We start from the raw sequence: 18,091 nt of genomic DNA on the forward strand, positions 1-18,091 counted from the left end.
CGCGAATTTGGGCCATTTTCCCGTGCTTTTCCGAGTCAAAGCGGGATTGTACGTGAAAAAAAACGGCATCCAAAGATGCCGTTCATTTTGTTGACCTGCCTTTACACCGGCTCGCCACGCGCTTGCGCGAGTGGTTTGCCGGCCGGAGGCGGTCAACCAGGACTGCCCGATACTGCAAGACTGTACTGCCCGGATGGTCCAGCCGGTTCAATCCTCACGGATTGGCTGGCCGACCATCGCATCCACGCGCTCGCGCAATTCCTTGCCCGGCTTGAAGTGGGGCACCCGTTTTTCGGGGACCATCACCTTGTCGCCAGACTTGGGATTGCGGCCGATACGCGGCGGACGGCGGTTGAGCGCAAAGCTGCCAAAGCCACGGATCTCGATGCGCTGGCCGGTCGCAAGAGCGTCGACCATGGCATCGAGGATGGTTTTGACCGCGTAATCCGCATCCTTGGCAACAAGTTGCGGATAACGCTCAGCCAGACGGGCGATCAGCTCCGACTTTGTCATCGTGAGCGGAAGATCAGTTCTTGTTGTCGAGCTTGGCCTTGAGCAGCGCGCCCAGGCTGGTGGTGCCCGAAGCAGCGTTGGAGTCAGCCGACATCTTCTGCATGGCTTCCTGGGTCTCGGCGTTGTCCTTGGCCTTGATCGACAGCTGGATGCTGCGTGCCTTGCGGTCGATGTTGATGACCAGGGCTTCGACGGCGTCGCCAACCTTCAGGTGGGTACCGGCATCTTCCACGCGGTCGCGGGAGATTTCGGAAGCACGCAGGTAGCCTTCGACTTCGTCGTTCAACTGGATCACGGCGCCCTTGGGCTCAACCGACTTGACGGTACCGTTGACGATCGCGCCCTTGTCGTTCAGAGCGGCGAAGTTGTTGAACGGGTCGCCTTCCAGCTGCTTCACGCCCAGGGAGACGCGCTCGCGTTCCACGTCGATGGCCAGCACAACGGCTTCCAGCTCGTCGCCCTTCTTGAACTTGCGCACGGCTTCTTCGCCAGCTTCGGTCCAGGACAGGTCGGACAGGTGCACCAGACCGTCGATGTTGCCCGGCAGGCCGATGAAGACGCCGAAGTCGGTGATCGACTTGATCGAACCCTTGACCTTGTCGCCCTTCTTGTGGCTCATGGCGAAGTCGTCCCACGGGTTCGGCTTGCACTGCTTCATGCCCAGGGAGATACGACGACGTTCTTCGTCGATTTCCAGAACCATGACTTCGACTTCGTCGCCCAGCTGGACAACCTTGTTCGGGGCCACGTTCTTGTTGGTCCAGTCCATTTCGGAGACGTGCACCAGGCCTTCGATGCCTTGTTCGACTTCCACGAATGCACCGTAGTCGGTCAGGTTGGTGACCTTGCCGAACAGGCGGGTGCCTTGCGGGTAGCGACGCGACAGACCGGTCCACGGATCGTCGCCCAGTTGCTTCACGCCCAGGGAGACGCGGTTCTTCTCTTGATCGTACTTGAGGACCTTGGCGGTGATCTCTTGGCCAACCGACAGCACTTCCGACGGGTGACGCACGCGACGCCATGCCAGGTCGGTGATGTGCAGCAGGCCGTCGATGCCACCCAGGTCAACGAACGCACCGTAGTCGGTGATGTTCTTGACGATACCGGTGACGACGGTACCTTCCTTCAGGGTTTCCATCAGCTTGGCGCGCTCTTCGCCCATCGAGGCTTCGATCACGGCACGGCGCGACAGAACGACGTTGTTGCGCTTGCGGTCCAGCTTGATGACCTTGAATTCCAGGGTCTTGCCTTCGAACGGGGTGGTGTCCTTGACCGGACGGGTGTCCACCAGCGAACCCGGCAGGAAGGCGCGGATGCCGTTGGTCAGAACGGTCAGACCGCCCTTGACCTTGCCGTTGACGGTGCCGGTGACGATCTCGCCAGACTCCATCGCCTTTTCCAGCGAGAGCCACGATGCCAGACGCTTGGCCTTGTCGCGCGACAGGATGGTGTCGCCGAAACCGTTTTCCAGGGATTCGATCGCAACGGAGATGAAGTCGCCGACGTTGACTTCGACTTCGCCGTTGTCGTTCTTGAATTCTTCAACAGGGATGAAAGCTTCGGACTTCAGGCCGGCGTTGACGATCACGAAGTTGTGATCCAGGCGCACGACTTCTGCCGAGATGACTTCACCCGAACGCATGTCCTGACGCGACAGCGATTCTTCGAACAGAGCAGCAAATTCGCTGGAGGTATCAACACCTGCAGCGATAACGGTAGTGGTAGACATAAAAGAAAGTAAGAAAGATTGGCCGGTATCCGTGTGATGCAATCATGCCGACTTGCACTGCCGTCTTCGTTTCCGCCGACGACATGGGTACTGGGTTAGGTTTATCAACACCCGTCAGACTTTGCATCTGCCGGGCACCAATGGCACTACGGGTACAACTACGGGTACAACAAGGACTTGCCCCTTGCGGGTCCGGAAAGCGCCTTTGCAGGCGGCTTTCAGTGCCCCAGGGCAGCGTACCAGCTGAGTACCTGCTGCACCGCTTCGTCAGCGGTCATGTCGGATGTATCCAGGTGATATGCGCCCTCCGCAGGCTTCAAGGGGGCTGACGAGCGACTCATGTCGCGTTCGTCGCGCTCCTTCAAATCTCTGGAGAGGTCTTCGATATTAGCAGAAAAACCCTTGTCAATCAATTGCTTATAGCGTCTTGTGGCGCGCGCTTCCACAGAAGCGGTCAAAAATACCTTCAGACGGGCGCCAGGGAAGATGACGGTGCCCATGTCGCGGCCATCGGCGACCAAGCCGGGAGGTTTCCTGAATGACAACTGCAGGCCGTACAAAGCCTGGCGCACCGTGATCAGGGCGGCGATCTTGGAGGCGGTGTTGCCGACTTCCTCGGCGCGGATGGCCTGGGTCACGTCTTCATTGGAAAGGAAGATGTGGGCGCCGTCGAAATGGCAATGCAGGTGCTCGGCGGCCTTGGCCAGCGCGTGCTCATCATTGAGCGCAATGCCCCGGCGCAGCACCGACAAGGCCGTCAGGCGGTACAGCGCGCCCGAATCGAGATAGTGGAAACCCAACTGCTGGGCCACCTTCTGCGCCACGGTGCCTTTGCCCGAGGCGGTGGGGCCATCGATGGTGATGACCGGTATCTTTGGTTTTTCCATGGCCTGAACCCTGAATGAACAAATAATTTAGTAGTTTTTGCCTAATGCACAGGGTGTATCAGATCAAGGTTTGCTCGGCAATCTTTTTGAAGACGTCGAAATAGTCGGGGAAGGTCTTGGCCACGCACTTGGGATCATTGATGCGCACGCGGTTGCCGCGACGCAATGCGCCATCCAGCGACGCCAGCGAGAAACACATGGCCATGCGGTGATCATCGTAGGTGTCGATGGTGGCCGTACCGATCTCGGCCGGCGGCGTCACGGTGAGGTAGTCGGCGCCCTCTTCCACTTGCGCGCCCAGCTTGCGCAGTTCGGTGGCCATGGCGGCCAGGCGGTCGGTTTCCTTGACGCGCCAGCTGGCGATATTGCGCAGGGTGCTGGGACCGTCGGCATACAGCGCAGCCACGGCAATGGTCATGGCGGCATCGGGGATGTGGTTGAAGTCAGCATCGACGGCCTTGAGCGGGCCATTGGAAGACGCCTCGATCCAGTTCTCGCCCATGGTGATGGTCGCGCCCATCAGCTCCAGCGCCTCGACGAAGCGCACGTCGCCCTGGATGCTGTCGCGGCCCACGCCTTCCACCCGAATCGGTCCGCCGGTGATCGCACCAGCCGCCAGGAAGTAGGAGGCCGAGGAGGCATCGCCCTCGACGTGGATACTGCCGGGGCTGCGGTAATGCTGGCCCGGCTGGATGATGAACTGTTGCCAGCCGTCGCGTTCGACCTCCACGCCAAAGCGGCGCATCAGGTTCAGGGTGATTTCGATGTAGGGCTTGGAGATCAGTTCGCCGACCACGTCGATCTGCATCGCTTCTTCGCGCGCCATCAGCGGCGCGGCCATCAGCAGTGCGGTCAGGAACTGGCTGGAGACATTGCCGCGCACCTTCATGCGCGACGAAGTCAGCTGGCCGCGGCGAATATGCAGCGGCGGATAGCCCGGATTGCCGGTGTAGTCGATGCGCATGCCCACGGCATTCAAGGCATCCACCAGGTCGCCAATGGGCCGCTCATGCATGCGCGGCACGCCGTGCAGCGTGTAGTCGCCGCCCAGCACGGCCAGGGCGGCCGTGAGCGGACGGATGGCGGTGCCGGCGTTGCCCATGAAAAGATCGGCCTGGTGCACCGGCAGCACGCCGTTGACGCCGTGGACGATGTAGTCCTGGGTGCCTTCGATCTGCTCCCACTTCACGCCCAGCGTCTGCAGGGCCATCAGCATGACCAGGGTATCGTCGGAGGCCAGCAGGTCGAAGATGCGGGTGGTGCCGCCCGAGAGCGCCGCCAGCAGCAGGATGCGGTTGGAGATGCTCTTGGAGCCGGGCAGCTTGACCGTGCCTTGCACGTGGTGCACCGGAGCCAGGTCGATATGGCGGGGATAGGAAGGCTGTTTCATCGTCGTGGTTTTCTGTGGATGAATCGGGCCGCTAAAGCGGCAAACATATAAGCGTTAAGGGGCTGCAGCGACTGCGGAATTCAGGAGGCCTTGCGCTCCGCCGCTTCGATGGCCGCAGCCCACTGCTGGCGGGCGTGCTGGGCGCTGGCATAGATCTTCTCGATGCCGGGGCCATCGCTGGCGGCGATCATTGCGCGGATGTTCTGCAACTGCAGCAGATAGGCATCGACTTCGGTGAGCAGCGCATCGCGGTTGGCCAGCGTGATATCGCGCCACATCTCGGGCGAGGACGCCGCAATGCGCGTGAAATCCCGGAAGCCGCTGGCTGCGTACTGGAACAGCGTGGCCGCATGCGGCTTGGCGGCGATGTCGTCCACCAGCGCAAAGGCCAGCACGTGCGGCAGATGGCTCACCGATGCGAACACAGCGTCATGTTCCTGCGGCGAGAGGCGGTGGATGACCGCGCCGCAAGCACGCCAGGCGGCGGCGACGATCTCCACGTCGGCCGCGTCATTCTCGGGCAAGGCGGTAATCACCACCTTCTTGCCCTCGTACAGCTCGGCCAGCGCGGCCTCCGGACCATGCTTCTCGCGTCCGGCAATCGGATGGGCCGGAACGAACTGGGCGACACGATCGCCCAGCGCCATGCGTGCAGCCGCCACCACATCGCTCTTGGTGCTGCCGGCATCGGTGACGATGGCCTGCGGTTCCAGATGCGGGGCGATGGAAGTCAGGATGGCACCAGTCTGCGCGACCGGCGCGGCGACCAGGATCAGGTCGGCGCCCTGCACGGCGCTGGCCGCATCGGTGGCCACGGCGTCGATGATGCCCAGCGCGCGGGCGCGTTCCAGGCTCTGCAGGGAGCGGCCCACGCCGACGATATGTGCGGCCTGGCCAGCACGGCGCAGGGCCAGGGCGAAGGAGCCGCCGATGAGGCCCACGCCGAAGATGACGACTTTCTTGAACACGTTGGACTCTGGGTGGATGGAGATCGGGATGGCCGGCACTTACAGGCCCAGCGGATAGGAACCCAGCAGCTTGAAGAAGGCCGCGTTCTGGCGCAGCTCTTCCAGCGCCTGGGCGACCTTTTCATCCTGCTCGTGACCTTCCAGGTCGACATAGAAATAGTATTCCCATGCCCCCATGCGCGCCGGGCGCGACTCGAAGCGCGTCATCGACACGCCGTGACGCGCCAGCGGGGCCAGCAGATTGTAGACCGCGCCGGCCTTGTTGGGCACCGACAGCACGATGGAAGTCTGGTCACGGCCCGAGGGCGCAGTCCGCAGCCGACCGATCACGGCAAAGCGGGTGCGGTTGTGCGGATCGTCCTGGATGTGGGCGTTGACCGTCTGCAGGTTGTACTTCTGCCCAGCGATCTCGCCGGCAATGGCGGCCACGCTCTGGTCTTCACCCGCCATGCGGGCAGCCTCGGCATTGGAGGCGACAGCCTGGCGTTCGATGGACGGATAGTTCTGGTTCAGCCAGGCATTGCACTGGGCCAGCGCCTGCGAGTGGGCGCAGATGCGGGTGATGCCCTCCATCTTGCCGCTGGCGGTCATCAGGCTGTGATGCACGGGGATGGACACTTCGCCGCTGATGGTCAGGGTGGTCTGCAACAACAGGTCGAGGGTGCGATTGATCACACCTTCGGAAGAGTTCTCGATGGGCACCACGCCGAAATCGGCGGTGCCGGCTTCGGCATCGCGGAACACTTCATCGATGGAGACGCAGGACAGGCCTTCGATGGCGTGGCCGAACTGCTGGTATACCGCCTGTTCGCTGAAGGTGCCTTCAGGGCCGAGGTAGGCCACCACCACGCGCTTTTCCAGCGCGCGGCAGGCCGACATCACTTCACGGAAGATGGTCTGGATATCGGCGCCCAGCAAGGGGCCGGGATTGCGGTCGGCGGCGCGACGCAGCACCTGGGCTTCGCGCTCGGGGCGGAACACCGGGGCATTGGTCTCGGCCTTGACGTGGCCCACTTCCTGCGCGACGCGGGCGCGCTGGTTCAGCAGGTCGAGGATCTGCGCATCGATGGCATCGATCTTCTGGCGCAGGGGCAGCAACTTGTCGTCACTCATCTTGGTCTTTCTCAGTCTGCTCGCCGCGCGCCGGCGCGAAGACCGGCCTGCGGCGCGCATGGCGTGGCATGGCGTTGGCTTGGCGCACGGCCATGGCCGGCACCGCACGGGCTGTGCGCCCGCAGAGGTGCAGGCCTCAGCCGTGCTGCTTTTCGAAGTCTTTCAGATAATCGACCAGGGCCTGTACGCCCTCGATCGGCATCGCGTTGTAGATCGATGCACGCATGCCGCCGACCGACTTGTGGCCTTTCAGCTGCAGCAGGCCGCGCTCTTTGGCGCCGGCCAGAAATGTGTCATTGAGAGCATCGTCACGCAGGAAGAACGGCACGTTCATGCGGGAACGGCAGTCCACTGCGATCCGGTTGCTGTAGAAATCGGTGCTGTCCAGATAGCCGTAGAGCAGGCGGGCCTTGGCGATGTTGCGCGCTTCCAGCGCCGCCACGCCGCCCTGGCGCTTGATCCACTGGAACACCAGGCCGGCGATATAGATCGCGTAGGTCGGCGGGGTGTTGTACATGGAATCATTGTCGGCCACGATCTTCCAGTCGAAGGCCGAGGGACAGAACGGCAGCGCGTGACCCAGCAGGTCTTCGCGCACGATGACGATGGTCACGCCGGCCGGGCCGATGTTCTTCTGGGCGCCACCGTAGATGACGCCGTATTGGGACACATCCACCTCGCGCGAGAGGATGTGCGAGGACATGTCGGCCACCAGCGGCGCGCCGTCGGTGTCAGCCGCGACTTCCGGCGTGTATTGGTATTCGACGCCGTCGATGGTCTCGTTGCTGCAGATGTGCACGTAGGCGGCATTGCGCGAAAGCTTCCAGTCGGCACGTGCCGGAATGCTGGAGAACTTGTGGTCGGCCGAGGAGGCTGCCACGTTCACGGTGCAGTAACGGCCCGCTTCCTTGATCGACTTGGTCGACCAGGAACCGGTGTTGATGTAGTCGGCTACGCCGGTTTCGTGCTTACCCGCCGGCGAACGCAGCGCCGCCAGGTTCATCGGGATGATGGCGTTTTCGGCAATGGCCCCGCCCTGCAGGAACAGCACCTTGTAGTTCGACGGGATGTTCATCAGCGCGCGCACGTCAGCCAGCGCGGCCTCGATGATGGACATGTATTCCTTGCCGCGATGGCTCATCTCCATGACCGACATGCCACTGCCATGCCAATCCAGCATCTCGTCGGCTGCCTGTTGCAGCACTTCCTTGGGCAATACCGCCGGACCGGCGGAAAAGTTATAGACCATTTCTGCGTTCGCCATCAAAAAAGGCGGCAGGCACACGGCCCGCCGCCCTGGACTTGCTTTACTCGCCTGCGGCTGGTGTTTCGCCGCCGGCAGCCTCTGAGCCTTCGCCTTCGATCACGTCTTCCACGTCGGACTCGACCACGCGCTGCAGGCCCGACAGCTTGGTGCCGTCTTCCACTGCGATCAGGGTCACACCCTGGGTCGCGCGGCCCATCTCGCGGATCTCCGACACACGGGTGCGGATCAGCACGCCACCGGTGGTAATCAGCATGATCTCATCGCTGGAATCGACCAGCGTGGCGGCCACGACCTTGCCGTTGCGCTCGCTGGTCTGGATGGCGATCATGCCCTTGGTGCCACGGCCGTGACGGGTGTACTCGGTGATGGGAGTACGCTTGCCGAAGCCGTTTTCGGTGGCGGTGAGCACGGACTGCTGTTCGTTCTCGGCCACCAGCAGGGCAATGACCTGCTGTGTTTCTTCCAGGTTCATGCCGCGCACGCCACGGGCGGTACGGCCCATCGGACGCACGTCGTTTTCATCGAAGCGCACGGCCTTGCCGCCGTCCGAGAACAGCATCACGTCATGCTGACCATCGGTCAGCGCAGCGCCGATCAGGAAGTCGCCTTCGTCCAGGTCCACGGCGATGATGCCGGCCTTGCGGGGATTGGAGAAGTCCGACAGCGGGGTCTTCTTGACCGTACCGAGACTGGTCGCCATGAAGACGTAGCGGTCATCCGGGAAGCTGCGATTGGCGCCCGACACCGGCAGGATCACCGTGATCTTCTCGCCATCCTGCAGCGGGAACATGTTGACGATGGGCTTGCCGCGCGAATTGCGCGAACCCTGCGGCACTTCCCACACCTTCAGCCAGTACAGGCGGCCACGGTTGGAGAAGCACAGGATGTAGTCGTGCGTGTTGGCGATGAAGAGCTGGTCGATCCAGTCGTCATCCTTGGTTGCCATGGCTTGCTTGCCGCGACCGCCGCGCTTCTGCGCGCGGTACTCGGAGACCGGCTGCGACTTCATATAGCCGGTGTGCGAGAGCGTGACCACCATGTCCTGCGGGGTGATCAGGTCTTCGGTGGCCAGGTCGGTGGCGTTGTGCTCGATGGTGGAGCGACGCTCGTCCTTGGCGCCGATGCCGTAGTCGTTGCGGGCGGCATTGAGTTCGTCGGTGATGATGGCGGTCACGCGGGCCGGCTTGGAGAGGATATCCAGCAGGTCGGCGATCTGCGCCATCACATCCTTGTATTCATTGACGATCTTGTCCTGCTCCAGACCGGTCAGGCGTTGCAGACGCATCTGCAGGATTTCCTGGGCCTGTTCGTCGGAGAGCTTGTAGAGGCCATCGGACTGGATGCCGTAATGGGCTGGCAGGCTTTCCGGACGGAAGGCTTCGATGCCGCCTGGGTTGCCTTCGCCGGTGCGGGCCAGCATCTCGCGCACCATGGACGAATCCCAGGCGCGGTTCATCAGTTCGGCCTTGGCGATCGGCGGAGTCGGTGCGGCGCGGATGATGGCGATGAAGTCATCGATGTTGGCCAGCGCGACGGCCAGGCCTTCCAGCACGTGGCCGCGTTCGCGCGCCTTGCGCAGTTCGAACACCGTACGGCGGGTGACCACTTCGCGACGGTGCGACAGGAAACATTCCAGCAGCTGCTTCAGGTTCAAGAGGCGCGGCTGGCCATCGACCAGCGCCACCATGTTCATGCCGAAGGTGTCCTGCAGCTGAGTCTGCTTGTAGAGGTTGTTGAGCACCACTTCCGGCACTTCGCCGCGCTTCAATTCGATGACCACGCGCATGCCCGACTTGTCGGACTCGTCGCGCAGGTCGGAGATGCCTTCGAGCTTCTTGTCGCGCACCAGCTCGGCGATGCGTTCGAGCAGCGCCTTCTTGTTGACCTGGTAGGGCAGCTCATCGACGATGATGGCGATGCGGCCTTCGCGGCCATACTCTTCGAAGTGGGTCTTGGCGCGCATGACCACGCGGCCACGGCCGGTGCGATAACCATCGCGCACGCCCGAGACACCATAGATGATGCCGCCTGTCGGGAAGTCCGGTGCCGGGACCAGTTCGATCAGTTCATCGATGGTGCAGTGTTCATTGGCCAGCAGGTGCAGCGCGCCGTTGATCACTTCGGTGATGTTGTGCGGCGGAATGTTGGTCGCCATGCCCACGGCGATGCCGGAGGAGCCGTTGACCAGCAGGTTGGGGATACGGGTCGGCAGGACCGAGGGTTCCTTTTCCTTGCCGTCGTAGTTGGGCACGAAATCGACGGTTTCCTTCTCGATATCGGCCAGCAATTCGTTGGAGATCTTGTCCAGGCGGCACTCGGTGTAACGCATCGCGGCAGCGCCGTCGCCGTCGATGGAACCGAAGTTGCCCTGGCCATCGACCAGGGTGTAGCGCAGCGAGAAGTCCTGGGCCATGCGCACCAGGGTGTCATAGATGGAGGCGTCGCCGTGCGGGTGGTACTTACCCATGACTTCGCCGACCACGCGCGCGCACTTCACGAACGGGCGGTTCCAGACGTTGTTCATCTCGTGCATCGCATACAGGACACGGCGGTGTACGGGCTTCAAGCCATCGCGCACATCCGGCAGTGCCCGACCCACGATCACGCTCATGGCGTAATCGAGGTAACTCTTGCGCATCTCTTCTTCGAGGGAAATGGGGATGGTTTCTTTAGCGAATTGATCCATTGGAGAGTCGAAAGATGTTTCTCGGTCAAAAAAATCACACCGAGCGGGCCTTGCCCTTGGACATGATCAGAACAGCGCATTCTAGCACGCCAGCGCCCCCAAAACCCCGTTTGCGCGCCCGCCAGCCGCCTCAAGCCAGCGCCCCAGACCGTGCTACAGCCCTCCCGGCCGGCGGGAGCGGCCGCGCTGCCGCCATAAAACGCCTATATATATTAGAAGGATCAGGATGACCTGCACGAGCGACCAAGCGTCTTGCCACGCGGATATGATGCCCATCGGCAAGCCACACCGGGAAGAAAAGTGCCGCGCTCGTTAACTTCCGATAACCTCATCAAGAAATATTGCGACATGCGAGGCCACCCACAGGCGAGACAATACCCGGGAGAAAAAGGCAACTACTTGCCACAACGAAAATGGCCGAACTGTATGAAAAATAAGGATATTCTTGAAAAAACCGAAGTTTTTCGGGCCCTGATGGAACAAAAACGCCCCGAAAATATCCCGTTGCGAAGAAACAACACAGTCCCAAAAACGTTGTCTGGACCAATTGGCAAGCATCGCTCAAGGGCAATCCGTGTGGCAGAATGGCGGCTAAGTTCATTGCAAGCCCCATGGAACAAGGGCCTGTGACGACCTGAACACATGATATTATTCATTTTTTGATGTCGTAATCTTGTAGCGCAGTTTATCTGCGGATATCTCACCCGAGAGGAGAAACATGAACAAATTAGCAAAACTCGTCTTCGCTGCTGCGTCCGCAGCCATCGCTCTGTCGGCAACTGCTCAGGAAACCAAGGACATCAAGGTTCGTCCGAACAGCCTGTACCTGCAAGATGGCCGTGACGTCGTTACCCGCAGCGGTTACGGTCTGTGCTGGCAAACCGCTTACGTAAACGGTCCGTGCGAAGAACCGCCCGCACCGGCTCCGGTTGCTGCTGCTGCTCCCGCCAAGCCGGCTGCTGCAGCTGCTCCGACCTCGGAAAAGGTCACCTACGCTGCTGACGCGTTCTTCGATTTCGACAAGGCAACCCTGAAGCCGGCTGGCAAGGCCAAGCTGGACGAACTGGTTGGCAACCTGAAGGCCATCAACCTGGAAGTCATCATCGCTGTCGGCCACACCGACTCGATCGGTTCGGTTGCCTACAACCAGAAGCTGTCGGTTCGCCGCGCTGAATCCGTGAAGGCCTACCTGGTCTCCAAGGGCGTCGAAGCCAACCGCGTCTACACCGAAGGCAAGGGCAAGTCGCAACCGGTCGCTGACAACAAGACCGCTGCTGGCCGCGCCAAGAACCGTCGCGTGGAAATCGAAGTTGTGGGTACCCGCAAGTAATCGATTGCCGCTACAAGGCTCTGATGAAAACCCCGCTTCGGCGGGGTTTTTTTATTCCTGTTTCGTTTGCGCTTCACGATGGTTTCAGAAGCCGCCTTGATCTGGCTCGGCCAACTTCGATGGCGTCTTTGGGCTATCATTAGTCCCTATGAATACGACCACCGCACCCCAGGCGAACGTAAACGCCGATCCCCAAGAGATCCAGAAATTCAGTGAACTGGCCCATCGCTGGTGGGACCCGGGTTCCGAATTCCGCCCCCTGCATGAAATCAACCCGCTGCGCCTGGAATGGATCAATGCGCGCGCCCCGCTGGCCGGCAAGAAGGTGATCGACATCGGCTGTGGCGGCGGCATCCTGGCCGAATCGATGGCCCTCAAGGGCGGCGATGTCACCGGCATCGACCTCTCCGAAAAGGCCCTGAAAGTGGCCGACCTGCACAGCATGGAATCGGGCGTGCAGGTGCGCTATGAAAAGATTGCCGCCGAAGACATGGCCGCCCGCGAAGCCGGCCAGTACGACGTGGTCACCTGCATGGAAATGCTGGAGCACGTCCCCGATCCCGCGGCCATCGTGCGCGCTGCCGCCACCCTGGCCAAGCCGGGCGGCAAGCTGTTCTTCTCCACGCTCAACCGCAACATGAAGTCCTACCTGATGGCCATCATCGGCGCCGAATACGTGCTGCGCCTGCTGCCCAAGGGGACCCACGACTACGCCAAGTTCATCACCCCGGCCGAACTGGCGCACTACACCCGCCAGGCCGACTTGCAGATCGACGGCTTCAAGGGCATGGGCTACAACCCGCTGACCAAGATCTATTCGCTCAACGACGATACCAGCGTCAACTACCTGGTGGCCTGCACCAAGCTGGCCTGAGCTGGCTGACCAGCGTCAGGATGGCCCGCTCTGCATGAGCGGCAGTCCTGAGCCCCTCCCTCCCTCTCGTTTTCATTGTCTCCGCCATGCCCTTACGCCCTCCGCGCGCCATCCTGTTCGACCTCGACGGCACGCTTGCCGATACCGCCCCCGACCTGGCCGCCGCCGCCAATTTCCTGCGCCAGCAACGCGGCCTGGAAGACGCTCCCTACGAGCAGTTGCGCCCGGTCGCATCGGCCGGCGCGCGCGGACTGATCGGCGCAGCCCTGGGCATCCATCCCGGCGAGGATGAGTATGAGGAGCTGCGCGTGCGCTTTCTGGATCGCTACCAGGCCAACATGACCACCCACAGCCGCCTCTTCGACGGCATCCCTGAATTGCTGGTCCAGCTGGAAATGCGCAGCATCGCCTGGGGCATCGTCACCAACAAGGCGGCCCGCTTCACCGATGTACTGGCGCCGCAGATCGGCCTGGGTCATGCCGGCTGCATCGTCTCCGGCGATACCACGCCGCATTCCAAACCGCACCCCGCCCCGCTGCTGGAAGCCGCCCGCCGGCTGCAACTGACGCCCCAGGATTGCTGGTACGTCGGTGATGACCTGCGCGACATCCAGGCCGGCAAGGCCGCCGCCATGCCCACCATCGCCGCCGCCTGGGGCTACTGCGGCCACACCGAACCTGCGGGATGGGAGGCCGATGCGCTATTGCATGACCCATTGCAGATCCTGACCCTGCTGGGCTGACCCCTCCTCGCGCGCGGCCAGGGAACCCCGGCCGCTGCCTCCTCCTCTGAGTACCGTCCTCTTCCTGGCGCACCGCCCTCACAGGGGCGCGTCATCGCATTAGAATGACGGCTGCGGTCACACCGCGTCGGCAACCAGAACAATCACGATCAGAACGGCGTAGCCACCCTTAACCGGGCGCAGCAGCGCCGGCATCGACAAGGGAAACACCTCATGAGCAAGCCGAGCCTGGCCTCACAGACCAAGCAACCCGCATGGCAACGCCTGCGCCGCCCGCTGAAGTGGCTGGCGTGGATGCTGGCAATCCTGCTGGCGCTGGCCGCCCTGAGCTGGGCCGCCCTGCCCGCGCTGGTGCGCAAGCTGGCCGTCGAGCAGACCCAAGCGCAACTGGGGCGCAAGCTGGACGTCGGCGCCGTGAGCTTCAATCCCTTCCGCCTGGCGCTGCAGGTCTCGGACATCACCCTCTACGAAGCTGACGGCAAGACCCCTTTCCTGGCCGTCCAGTCCCTGCTGGTGGACGCCTCTTCGGCCTCGCTGCTGCGCCTGGCGCCGGTGCTGGACGAAGTGCGCCTGAGCAAGCCGCAACTGCGGGTGCAGCGCCTCGATGCCGACCAGGGCGGCCACTACAATTTCTCCGACATCCTCGAGCGCCTGGCCGCCCAGCCCAAGAGCGAAGGCCAGGCCCGCTTCTCGCTGGCCAACGTGCAGCTGCAGGATGGCGCGATCCGCTTTGAAGACAAGCTCACCGGCAAGACCATCGACATCGCCGCCCTGCAAGTCGGCCTGCCCTTCATTTCCAACCTGCCGGGCAACATCGACAGCTTCGTCCAGCCGCAACTGTCGGCCACCATCAACGGCACGCCCCTGCATCTCAAGGGCCGCAGCAAGCCCTTCAGCAGCACGCTGGAATCGGCCTTCGCCATCGATATCGAGCGCCTGGACCTGGTGTCCTATCTGCCCTTCGTCCCGATGGAGCTGCCGGTGCTGCTCCAGAGCGGCCATCTCAGCACACGCCTGGACCTGGGCTTCAATCGCCAGCAAGACAAACCCAGCATCACGCTGGCTGGCGACGTGGTGCTGGACGATATCGCCGTGGCCGACCGCGCCAAGGCGCCGCTGCTCAAAGCCCGGCAACTGGCCGTCAAGCTGGGCCAGTTCGACGTGCTCGCCGCCAGCGGCCAGATCAGCCAGGTGACCCTGGAACAACCGCAGGTCTGGGCCTCGATGAACGGCCGTGGAGAGATCAACTGGGTGCGCGCCCTGGCTGCTCCTGCCACCGGAAAGCGCACCGCGGCGGCGCCACCGGCCAGCCCGGCAGCGCCCTCCACGCAGCCCTCCGCCATCGTGTTGCAGCAGTTGAACGTACGCGACGGGCGCGTGAACTGGCGTGACGAAGCCAACGCCTCGCCAGCCCAGAATGTGCAGCTGAGCGGCATCGAGATCGACGCCGCGCAACTGTCCACCGCAGCGAACGCCCAGCCCGCCACCCTGAAAGTCACGGCCATCGAGAATGGCCATGGCCGCCTGGGTTTCGAAGGTCAGGTCGCGCCGCTCAAGCCAGCCGTGGCCGGCAAGCTGACGCTGGCCGGCATCGATCTGGCCGGCTATCGCAACTACCTGCACCGCGCACCAGTGAGCGGCCTGGCCGGCAAGCTCTCGGGCAACAGCACCCTGCAATGGCGCGACGGCCACCTCAAGCTCGACGACAGCACCGTGGAGCTGGCCAGCCTGCAGCTCACCCCCGAGGGCAAAAGCACACAGCCCATCAGCGTCGAATCGCTCAAGCTGCGCGTGCAGAACGTCACCGACACCTTCGACCAGGCCATGCGCCTGACGCTGCAAGCACGCCTGGACAAGAACGGCAGCGCCGACATCAACGGCCAGATCGCGCCGCACCTCAAGAATGCCGATCTCGACCTGGACCTGCGCGAGTTGCCCATCGCTCCCTTCCAGGGCTACTTCACCGATATCCTCAACGTGAGCATCAGCAATGGCGCGCTCAGCGCCAAGGGCAAGCTGGCGCTGACGCTACCGCTGCAACAGCAGAAGTTCGCCCTCGACTACAAAGGCAGCGCCGCCATCGCCAACCTGCGCATGCAGGACAAGCTCACCTCGACCGACTTCCTGCGCTGGCGCACCCTCACCCTGGCCGGCATCAACTCCAAGCTGGGCGGGCGTGCACAGATCGCGCTGGAGAAGGTCACCCTCAACAGTTTCTACGCCCGCGCCATCCTCTCCGAGAAGGGACGCCTGAACCTGCAGGACATCCTGGTGGCCGACGGCCAGCCGCAAGGCTCGATCACCGACGACAGCAAGAAGGACGACAAGGAGAACCGCCGCGACAGCAGCCGCAAGAGCGTCTCCAGCGCGCCGGTCACCAGCCCGGCAGCGCGCTCCGACGCCCCCATCGTCAGGGTCGGCCAGGTCGTGCTCGAAGGCGGCAACATCAACTACACCGACAACTTCGTCAAACCCAACTACACCGCCAACATGACGGGCCTTGCCGGCAGCATCGGCGAGATCTCTTCCGAAAAGCCGCAACCCGCCCCCGTGAACATCAGCGGCAAGATCGACAACGACGCGCCGCTGCAGATCTCGGGCGCACTCAATCCGCTGTTCAAGCCCATGTACCTGGACCTGAAGGCCAGCGCCAACGGCGTGCAGCTGCCGCGCCTGACGCCCTACTCGGCCAAGTACGCCGGTTATCCCATCACCAAGGGCAAGCTGTCCATGGACGTGCGGTACAAGATCGAGAACGACAAGCTGGTCGCCCAGAACGATCTGCGCATCGAGCAACTGACGTTCGGCGAACGGGTCGACAGTCCCAACGCCACCAATCTGCCGGTGATGCTGGCGGTGTCGCTGCTCAAGGACCGTAACGGCAACATCAACCTGAACCTGCCTATTTCGGGCTCGCTGTCCGATCCCGAGTTTTCGGTGGGCGGCATCATCGTGCGAGTGTTCGTGAACCTGATCGCCAAGGCCGTGACCTCGCCCTTTGCGCTGATCGGCTCCATGTTCCGCAGCGACGAGAACATCGGTGAGTTGCGCTACATCGAGTTCCCCGCCGGCTCGGCCGAGATCGATGCCGAGGTGCGCAAGAAGCTCGATGCGCTCGGCTACGTGCTGCACGAGCGTCCCGGTATCAAGCTCGACATCATGGGTCGCGTCGATCCCCAGGTCGATGACCAGGGCCTGCGCAAGGAAGCGCTGGAGCGCCAGATGCGCGGCTACAAGCGGGCCGAGCTGATCGCCCGCGAAGGCCAGCCGTCCGGCCCGGTGCGCCTGACCGATGCCGAGCGCAGCAAATACCTGGAACGCGCCTACAAGGAAGCCAAGTTCGACAAGCCCCGCAACATGATCGGCCTGGCCCGCTCGCTGCCGCCGGTCGAGATGGAAAAGCTGATCCTGGAGCACACCCAGGTCAGTCCCGACGACCTGTACAGCCTGGCGCAGCGGCGCGCCGACCAGGTCCGCAACTACCTGCAGGAGCAAAGCGTGATCGAACCGGCGCGCATCTTCCTGATCGCCCCCAAGCTGGACGGCGCGGGCATCCCCGACAAGGAGCCCAAGGCGCGAGTGGACCTGACGATACAATGAGCGCCGCCGGCTCTTGAAAAGGCCGGCGCTGCCCATACCATAGGGAGTAGGTTATAATTGACCTCCCGCCGCACTGGCGGGCGCATCTTTCGAGATGCAAGCGTAATACGCAAGTTCATGCGCCCAGCGGGATTTGCGAAGCTTCAACACCACGGGGCCGACTTGGTTTCGACAGGGGTTGCAAAGCGGAACAGGGCATGCCGAGGACTGGTTACCTCGTTAATCCATCCGGAACTGCTTAAATGCAAACGACGAATCTTACGCTCTCGCAGCGTAAATCGCACCTAGAAACCTAAGAAATTTCTAGCTCTACAGCACTTCTTCCCTGGGGTGTGCTGGCAACAGCGGTAGAGTCATTTACAGGGAATCGTGGCGTATCGGGTTACTTGATACGTCATTAAATCCAAGGTAACTCGTCCTGTCGAAGCGTGTGCGTCCGCGTCGCCAGGATTAAAACCAATTGACTGCACTACGCATGTAGAACTGTCTGTAGAGTGCTTCTGGACGCGGGTTCAATTCCCGCCGGCTCCACCAACATCACGACCATCAGCAACCTGCGCCATGTGGGTTCCTGATGGTTTTGTCTTTCTGGCCTGACACCGGCACCGCCCTGCCGGGATGGCGGCGCCAAGTCGCCGCGCTCAATGTTCACCCAAGCTTATCGAATGAACAAGTTTCAAATTCACCGCCTATGCGTTCATGCGGAGCTTATGTAATTTGTTAGAGAATCAGGCACCCACACAAAAGCCCCCTCACCCACACCCGAATCAGCGAAAACGTCAACTATCGGCAACGATTACATAGCGCATAAGCCCCCTGGACGTGGCTTTCAGAGTTTCCGAATGAAAAATTCGTGTTTTTTGAAGAGGGTTTTGTCGTACCATTGCCGGGTCTTACAAAATGTAACATTCAAGACGCCCGGATAAATGCCGTAAATAAAAAAGAAAACGGCATGTCCACTGATGCCCGTACCGTGCGACGTCATGCATCG

13 protein-coding genes and 1 other RNA gene are annotated in these 18,091 nt (G+C 62.2%); 6 read left to right on the top strand and 8 right to left on the bottom strand.

From position 1 onward, the window contains the following. Positions 1 to 207: 207 nt before the first annotated feature. The 8 genes from BGK68_RS26130 to gyrA all read right to left on the bottom strand — a co-directional run bounded on the left by BGK68_RS26130 (position 208) and on the right by gyrA (position 10,553). Positions 208 to 513, bottom strand: coding sequence for an integration host factor subunit beta (locus tag BGK68_RS26130; RefSeq protein ID WP_006462119.1), 306 nt, complete (start codon positions 511 to 513; stop codon positions 208 to 210). A gap of 13 nt (positions 514 to 526) precedes the next feature. Continuing rightward, positions 527 to 2,242: a 30S ribosomal protein S1 gene (rpsA, locus tag BGK68_RS26135; protein WP_075259476.1), complete on the bottom strand. Its 1,716-nt coding sequence runs from the start codon at positions 2,240 to 2,242 to the stop codon at positions 527 to 529. Between the two features lie 218 nt (positions 2,243 to 2,460). Further along, positions 2,461 to 3,129, bottom strand: a complete 669-nt coding sequence (gene cmk, locus BGK68_RS26140; protein WP_013235630.1) for a (d)CMP kinase — start codon at positions 3,127 to 3,129, stop codon at positions 2,461 to 2,463. A gap of 58 nt (positions 3,130 to 3,187) precedes the next feature. Continuing rightward, positions 3,188 to 4,519, bottom strand: a complete 1,332-nt coding sequence (gene aroA, locus BGK68_RS26145; protein WP_075259477.1) for a 3-phosphoshikimate 1-carboxyvinyltransferase — start codon at positions 4,517 to 4,519, stop codon at positions 3,188 to 3,190. A gap of 80 nt (positions 4,520 to 4,599) precedes the next feature. Then, positions 4,600 to 5,487, bottom strand: a complete 888-nt coding sequence (locus BGK68_RS26150) for a prephenate dehydrogenase (protein ID WP_075260016.1) — start codon at positions 5,485 to 5,487, stop codon at positions 4,600 to 4,602. Between the two features lie 39 nt (positions 5,488 to 5,526). Next, positions 5,527 to 6,600, bottom strand: coding sequence for a prephenate dehydratase (gene pheA / locus BGK68_RS26155; RefSeq protein WP_041311162.1), 1,074 nt, complete (start codon positions 6,598 to 6,600; stop codon positions 5,527 to 5,529). A gap of 136 nt (positions 6,601 to 6,736) precedes the next feature. Then, positions 6,737 to 7,849, bottom strand: a complete 1,113-nt coding sequence (serC, locus tag BGK68_RS26160; RefSeq protein ID WP_075259478.1) for a 3-phosphoserine/phosphohydroxythreonine transaminase — start codon at positions 7,847 to 7,849, stop codon at positions 6,737 to 6,739. Between the two features lie 58 nt (positions 7,850 to 7,907). Beyond that, a complete protein-coding gene (gene gyrA / locus BGK68_RS26165; protein ID WP_075259479.1) occupies positions 7,908 to 10,553 on the bottom strand; it encodes a DNA gyrase subunit A in 2,646 nt (881 codons plus the stop codon). A 426-nt stretch (positions 10,554 to 10,979) separates the two neighbouring features. Between gyrA and BGK68_RS27750 the strand changes: the two genes are divergently transcribed. The 6 genes from BGK68_RS27750 (at position 10,980) to ssrA (ending at position 17,634) form a co-directional block, all read left to right on the top strand. Further along, entirely contained in the window at positions 10,980 to 11,183 is a 204-nt protein-coding gene (locus BGK68_RS27750) for a hypothetical protein (RefSeq protein WP_143433174.1), read from the top strand. An 88-nt stretch (positions 11,184 to 11,271) separates the two neighbouring features. Next, a complete protein-coding gene (ompA, locus tag BGK68_RS26170; protein WP_075259480.1) occupies positions 11,272 to 11,883 on the top strand; it encodes an outer membrane protein OmpA in 612 nt (203 codons plus the stop codon). 148 nt (positions 11,884 to 12,031) lie between these two features. Then, on the top strand, positions 12,032 to 12,757 hold the full coding sequence (ubiG, locus tag BGK68_RS26175; RefSeq protein WP_075259481.1) for a bifunctional 2-polyprenyl-6-hydroxyphenol methylase/3-demethylubiquinol 3-O-methyltransferase UbiG: 726 nt from the start codon (positions 12,032 to 12,034) through the stop codon (positions 12,755 to 12,757). A gap of 86 nt (positions 12,758 to 12,843) precedes the next feature. Next, complete coding sequence (locus BGK68_RS26180; protein WP_075259482.1) at positions 12,844 to 13,500, top strand: HAD family hydrolase; 657 nt, start codon at positions 12,844 to 12,846, stop codon at positions 13,498 to 13,500. Positions 13,501 to 13,713: 213 nt separating this feature from the next. Next, on the top strand, positions 13,714 to 17,100 hold the full coding sequence (locus BGK68_RS26185) for a DUF748 domain-containing protein (RefSeq protein WP_075259483.1): 3,387 nt from the start codon (positions 13,714 to 13,716) through the stop codon (positions 17,098 to 17,100). 153 nt (positions 17,101 to 17,253) lie between these two features. Next, positions 17,254 to 17,634: a transfer-messenger RNA gene (ssrA, locus tag BGK68_RS26190) on the top strand. Positions 17,635 to 18,091: the final 457 nt, after the last annotated feature.

Origin of the sequence: Herbaspirillum camelliae (assembly GCF_001929405.1) — a bacterium.
GTDB lineage: Bacteria > Pseudomonadota > Gammaproteobacteria > Burkholderiales > Burkholderiaceae_D > Herbaspirillum > Herbaspirillum seropedicae.

Coding starts and splice junctions, on each gene's coding strand:
- BGK68_RS26130 (WP_006462119.1), bottom strand. CDS start 513: ATGACAAAGTCGGAGCTGATCGCCCGTCTGGCTGAGCGTTATCCGCAA.
- rpsA (WP_075259476.1), bottom strand. CDS start 2,242: ATGTCTACCACTACCGTTATCGCTGCAGGTGTTGATACCTCCAGCGAA.
- cmk (WP_013235630.1), bottom strand. CDS start 3,129: ATGGAAAAACCAAAGATACCGGTCATCACCATCGATGGCCCCACCGCC.
- aroA (WP_075259477.1), bottom strand. CDS start 4,519: ATGAAACAGCCTTCCTATCCCCGCCATATCGACCTGGCTCCGGTGCAC.
- pheA (WP_041311162.1), bottom strand. CDS start 6,600: ATGAGTGACGACAAGTTGCTGCCCCTGCGCCAGAAGATCGATGCCATC.
- serC (WP_075259478.1), bottom strand. CDS start 7,849: ATGGTCTATAACTTTTCCGCCGGTCCGGCGGTATTGCCCAAGGAAGTG.
- gyrA (WP_075259479.1), bottom strand. CDS start 10,553: ATGGATCAATTCGCTAAAGAAACCATCCCCATTTCCCTCGAAGAAGAG.
- BGK68_RS27750 (WP_143433174.1), top strand. CDS start 10,980: ATGAAAAATAAGGATATTCTTGAAAAAACCGAAGTTTTTCGGGCCCTG.
- ompA (WP_075259480.1), top strand. CDS start 11,272: ATGAACAAATTAGCAAAACTCGTCTTCGCTGCTGCGTCCGCAGCCATC.
- ubiG (WP_075259481.1), top strand. CDS start 12,032: ATGAATACGACCACCGCACCCCAGGCGAACGTAAACGCCGATCCCCAA.
- BGK68_RS26180 (WP_075259482.1), top strand. CDS start 12,844: ATGCCCTTACGCCCTCCGCGCGCCATCCTGTTCGACCTCGACGGCACG.
- BGK68_RS26185 (WP_075259483.1), top strand. CDS start 13,714: ATGAGCAAGCCGAGCCTGGCCTCACAGACCAAGCAACCCGCATGGCAA.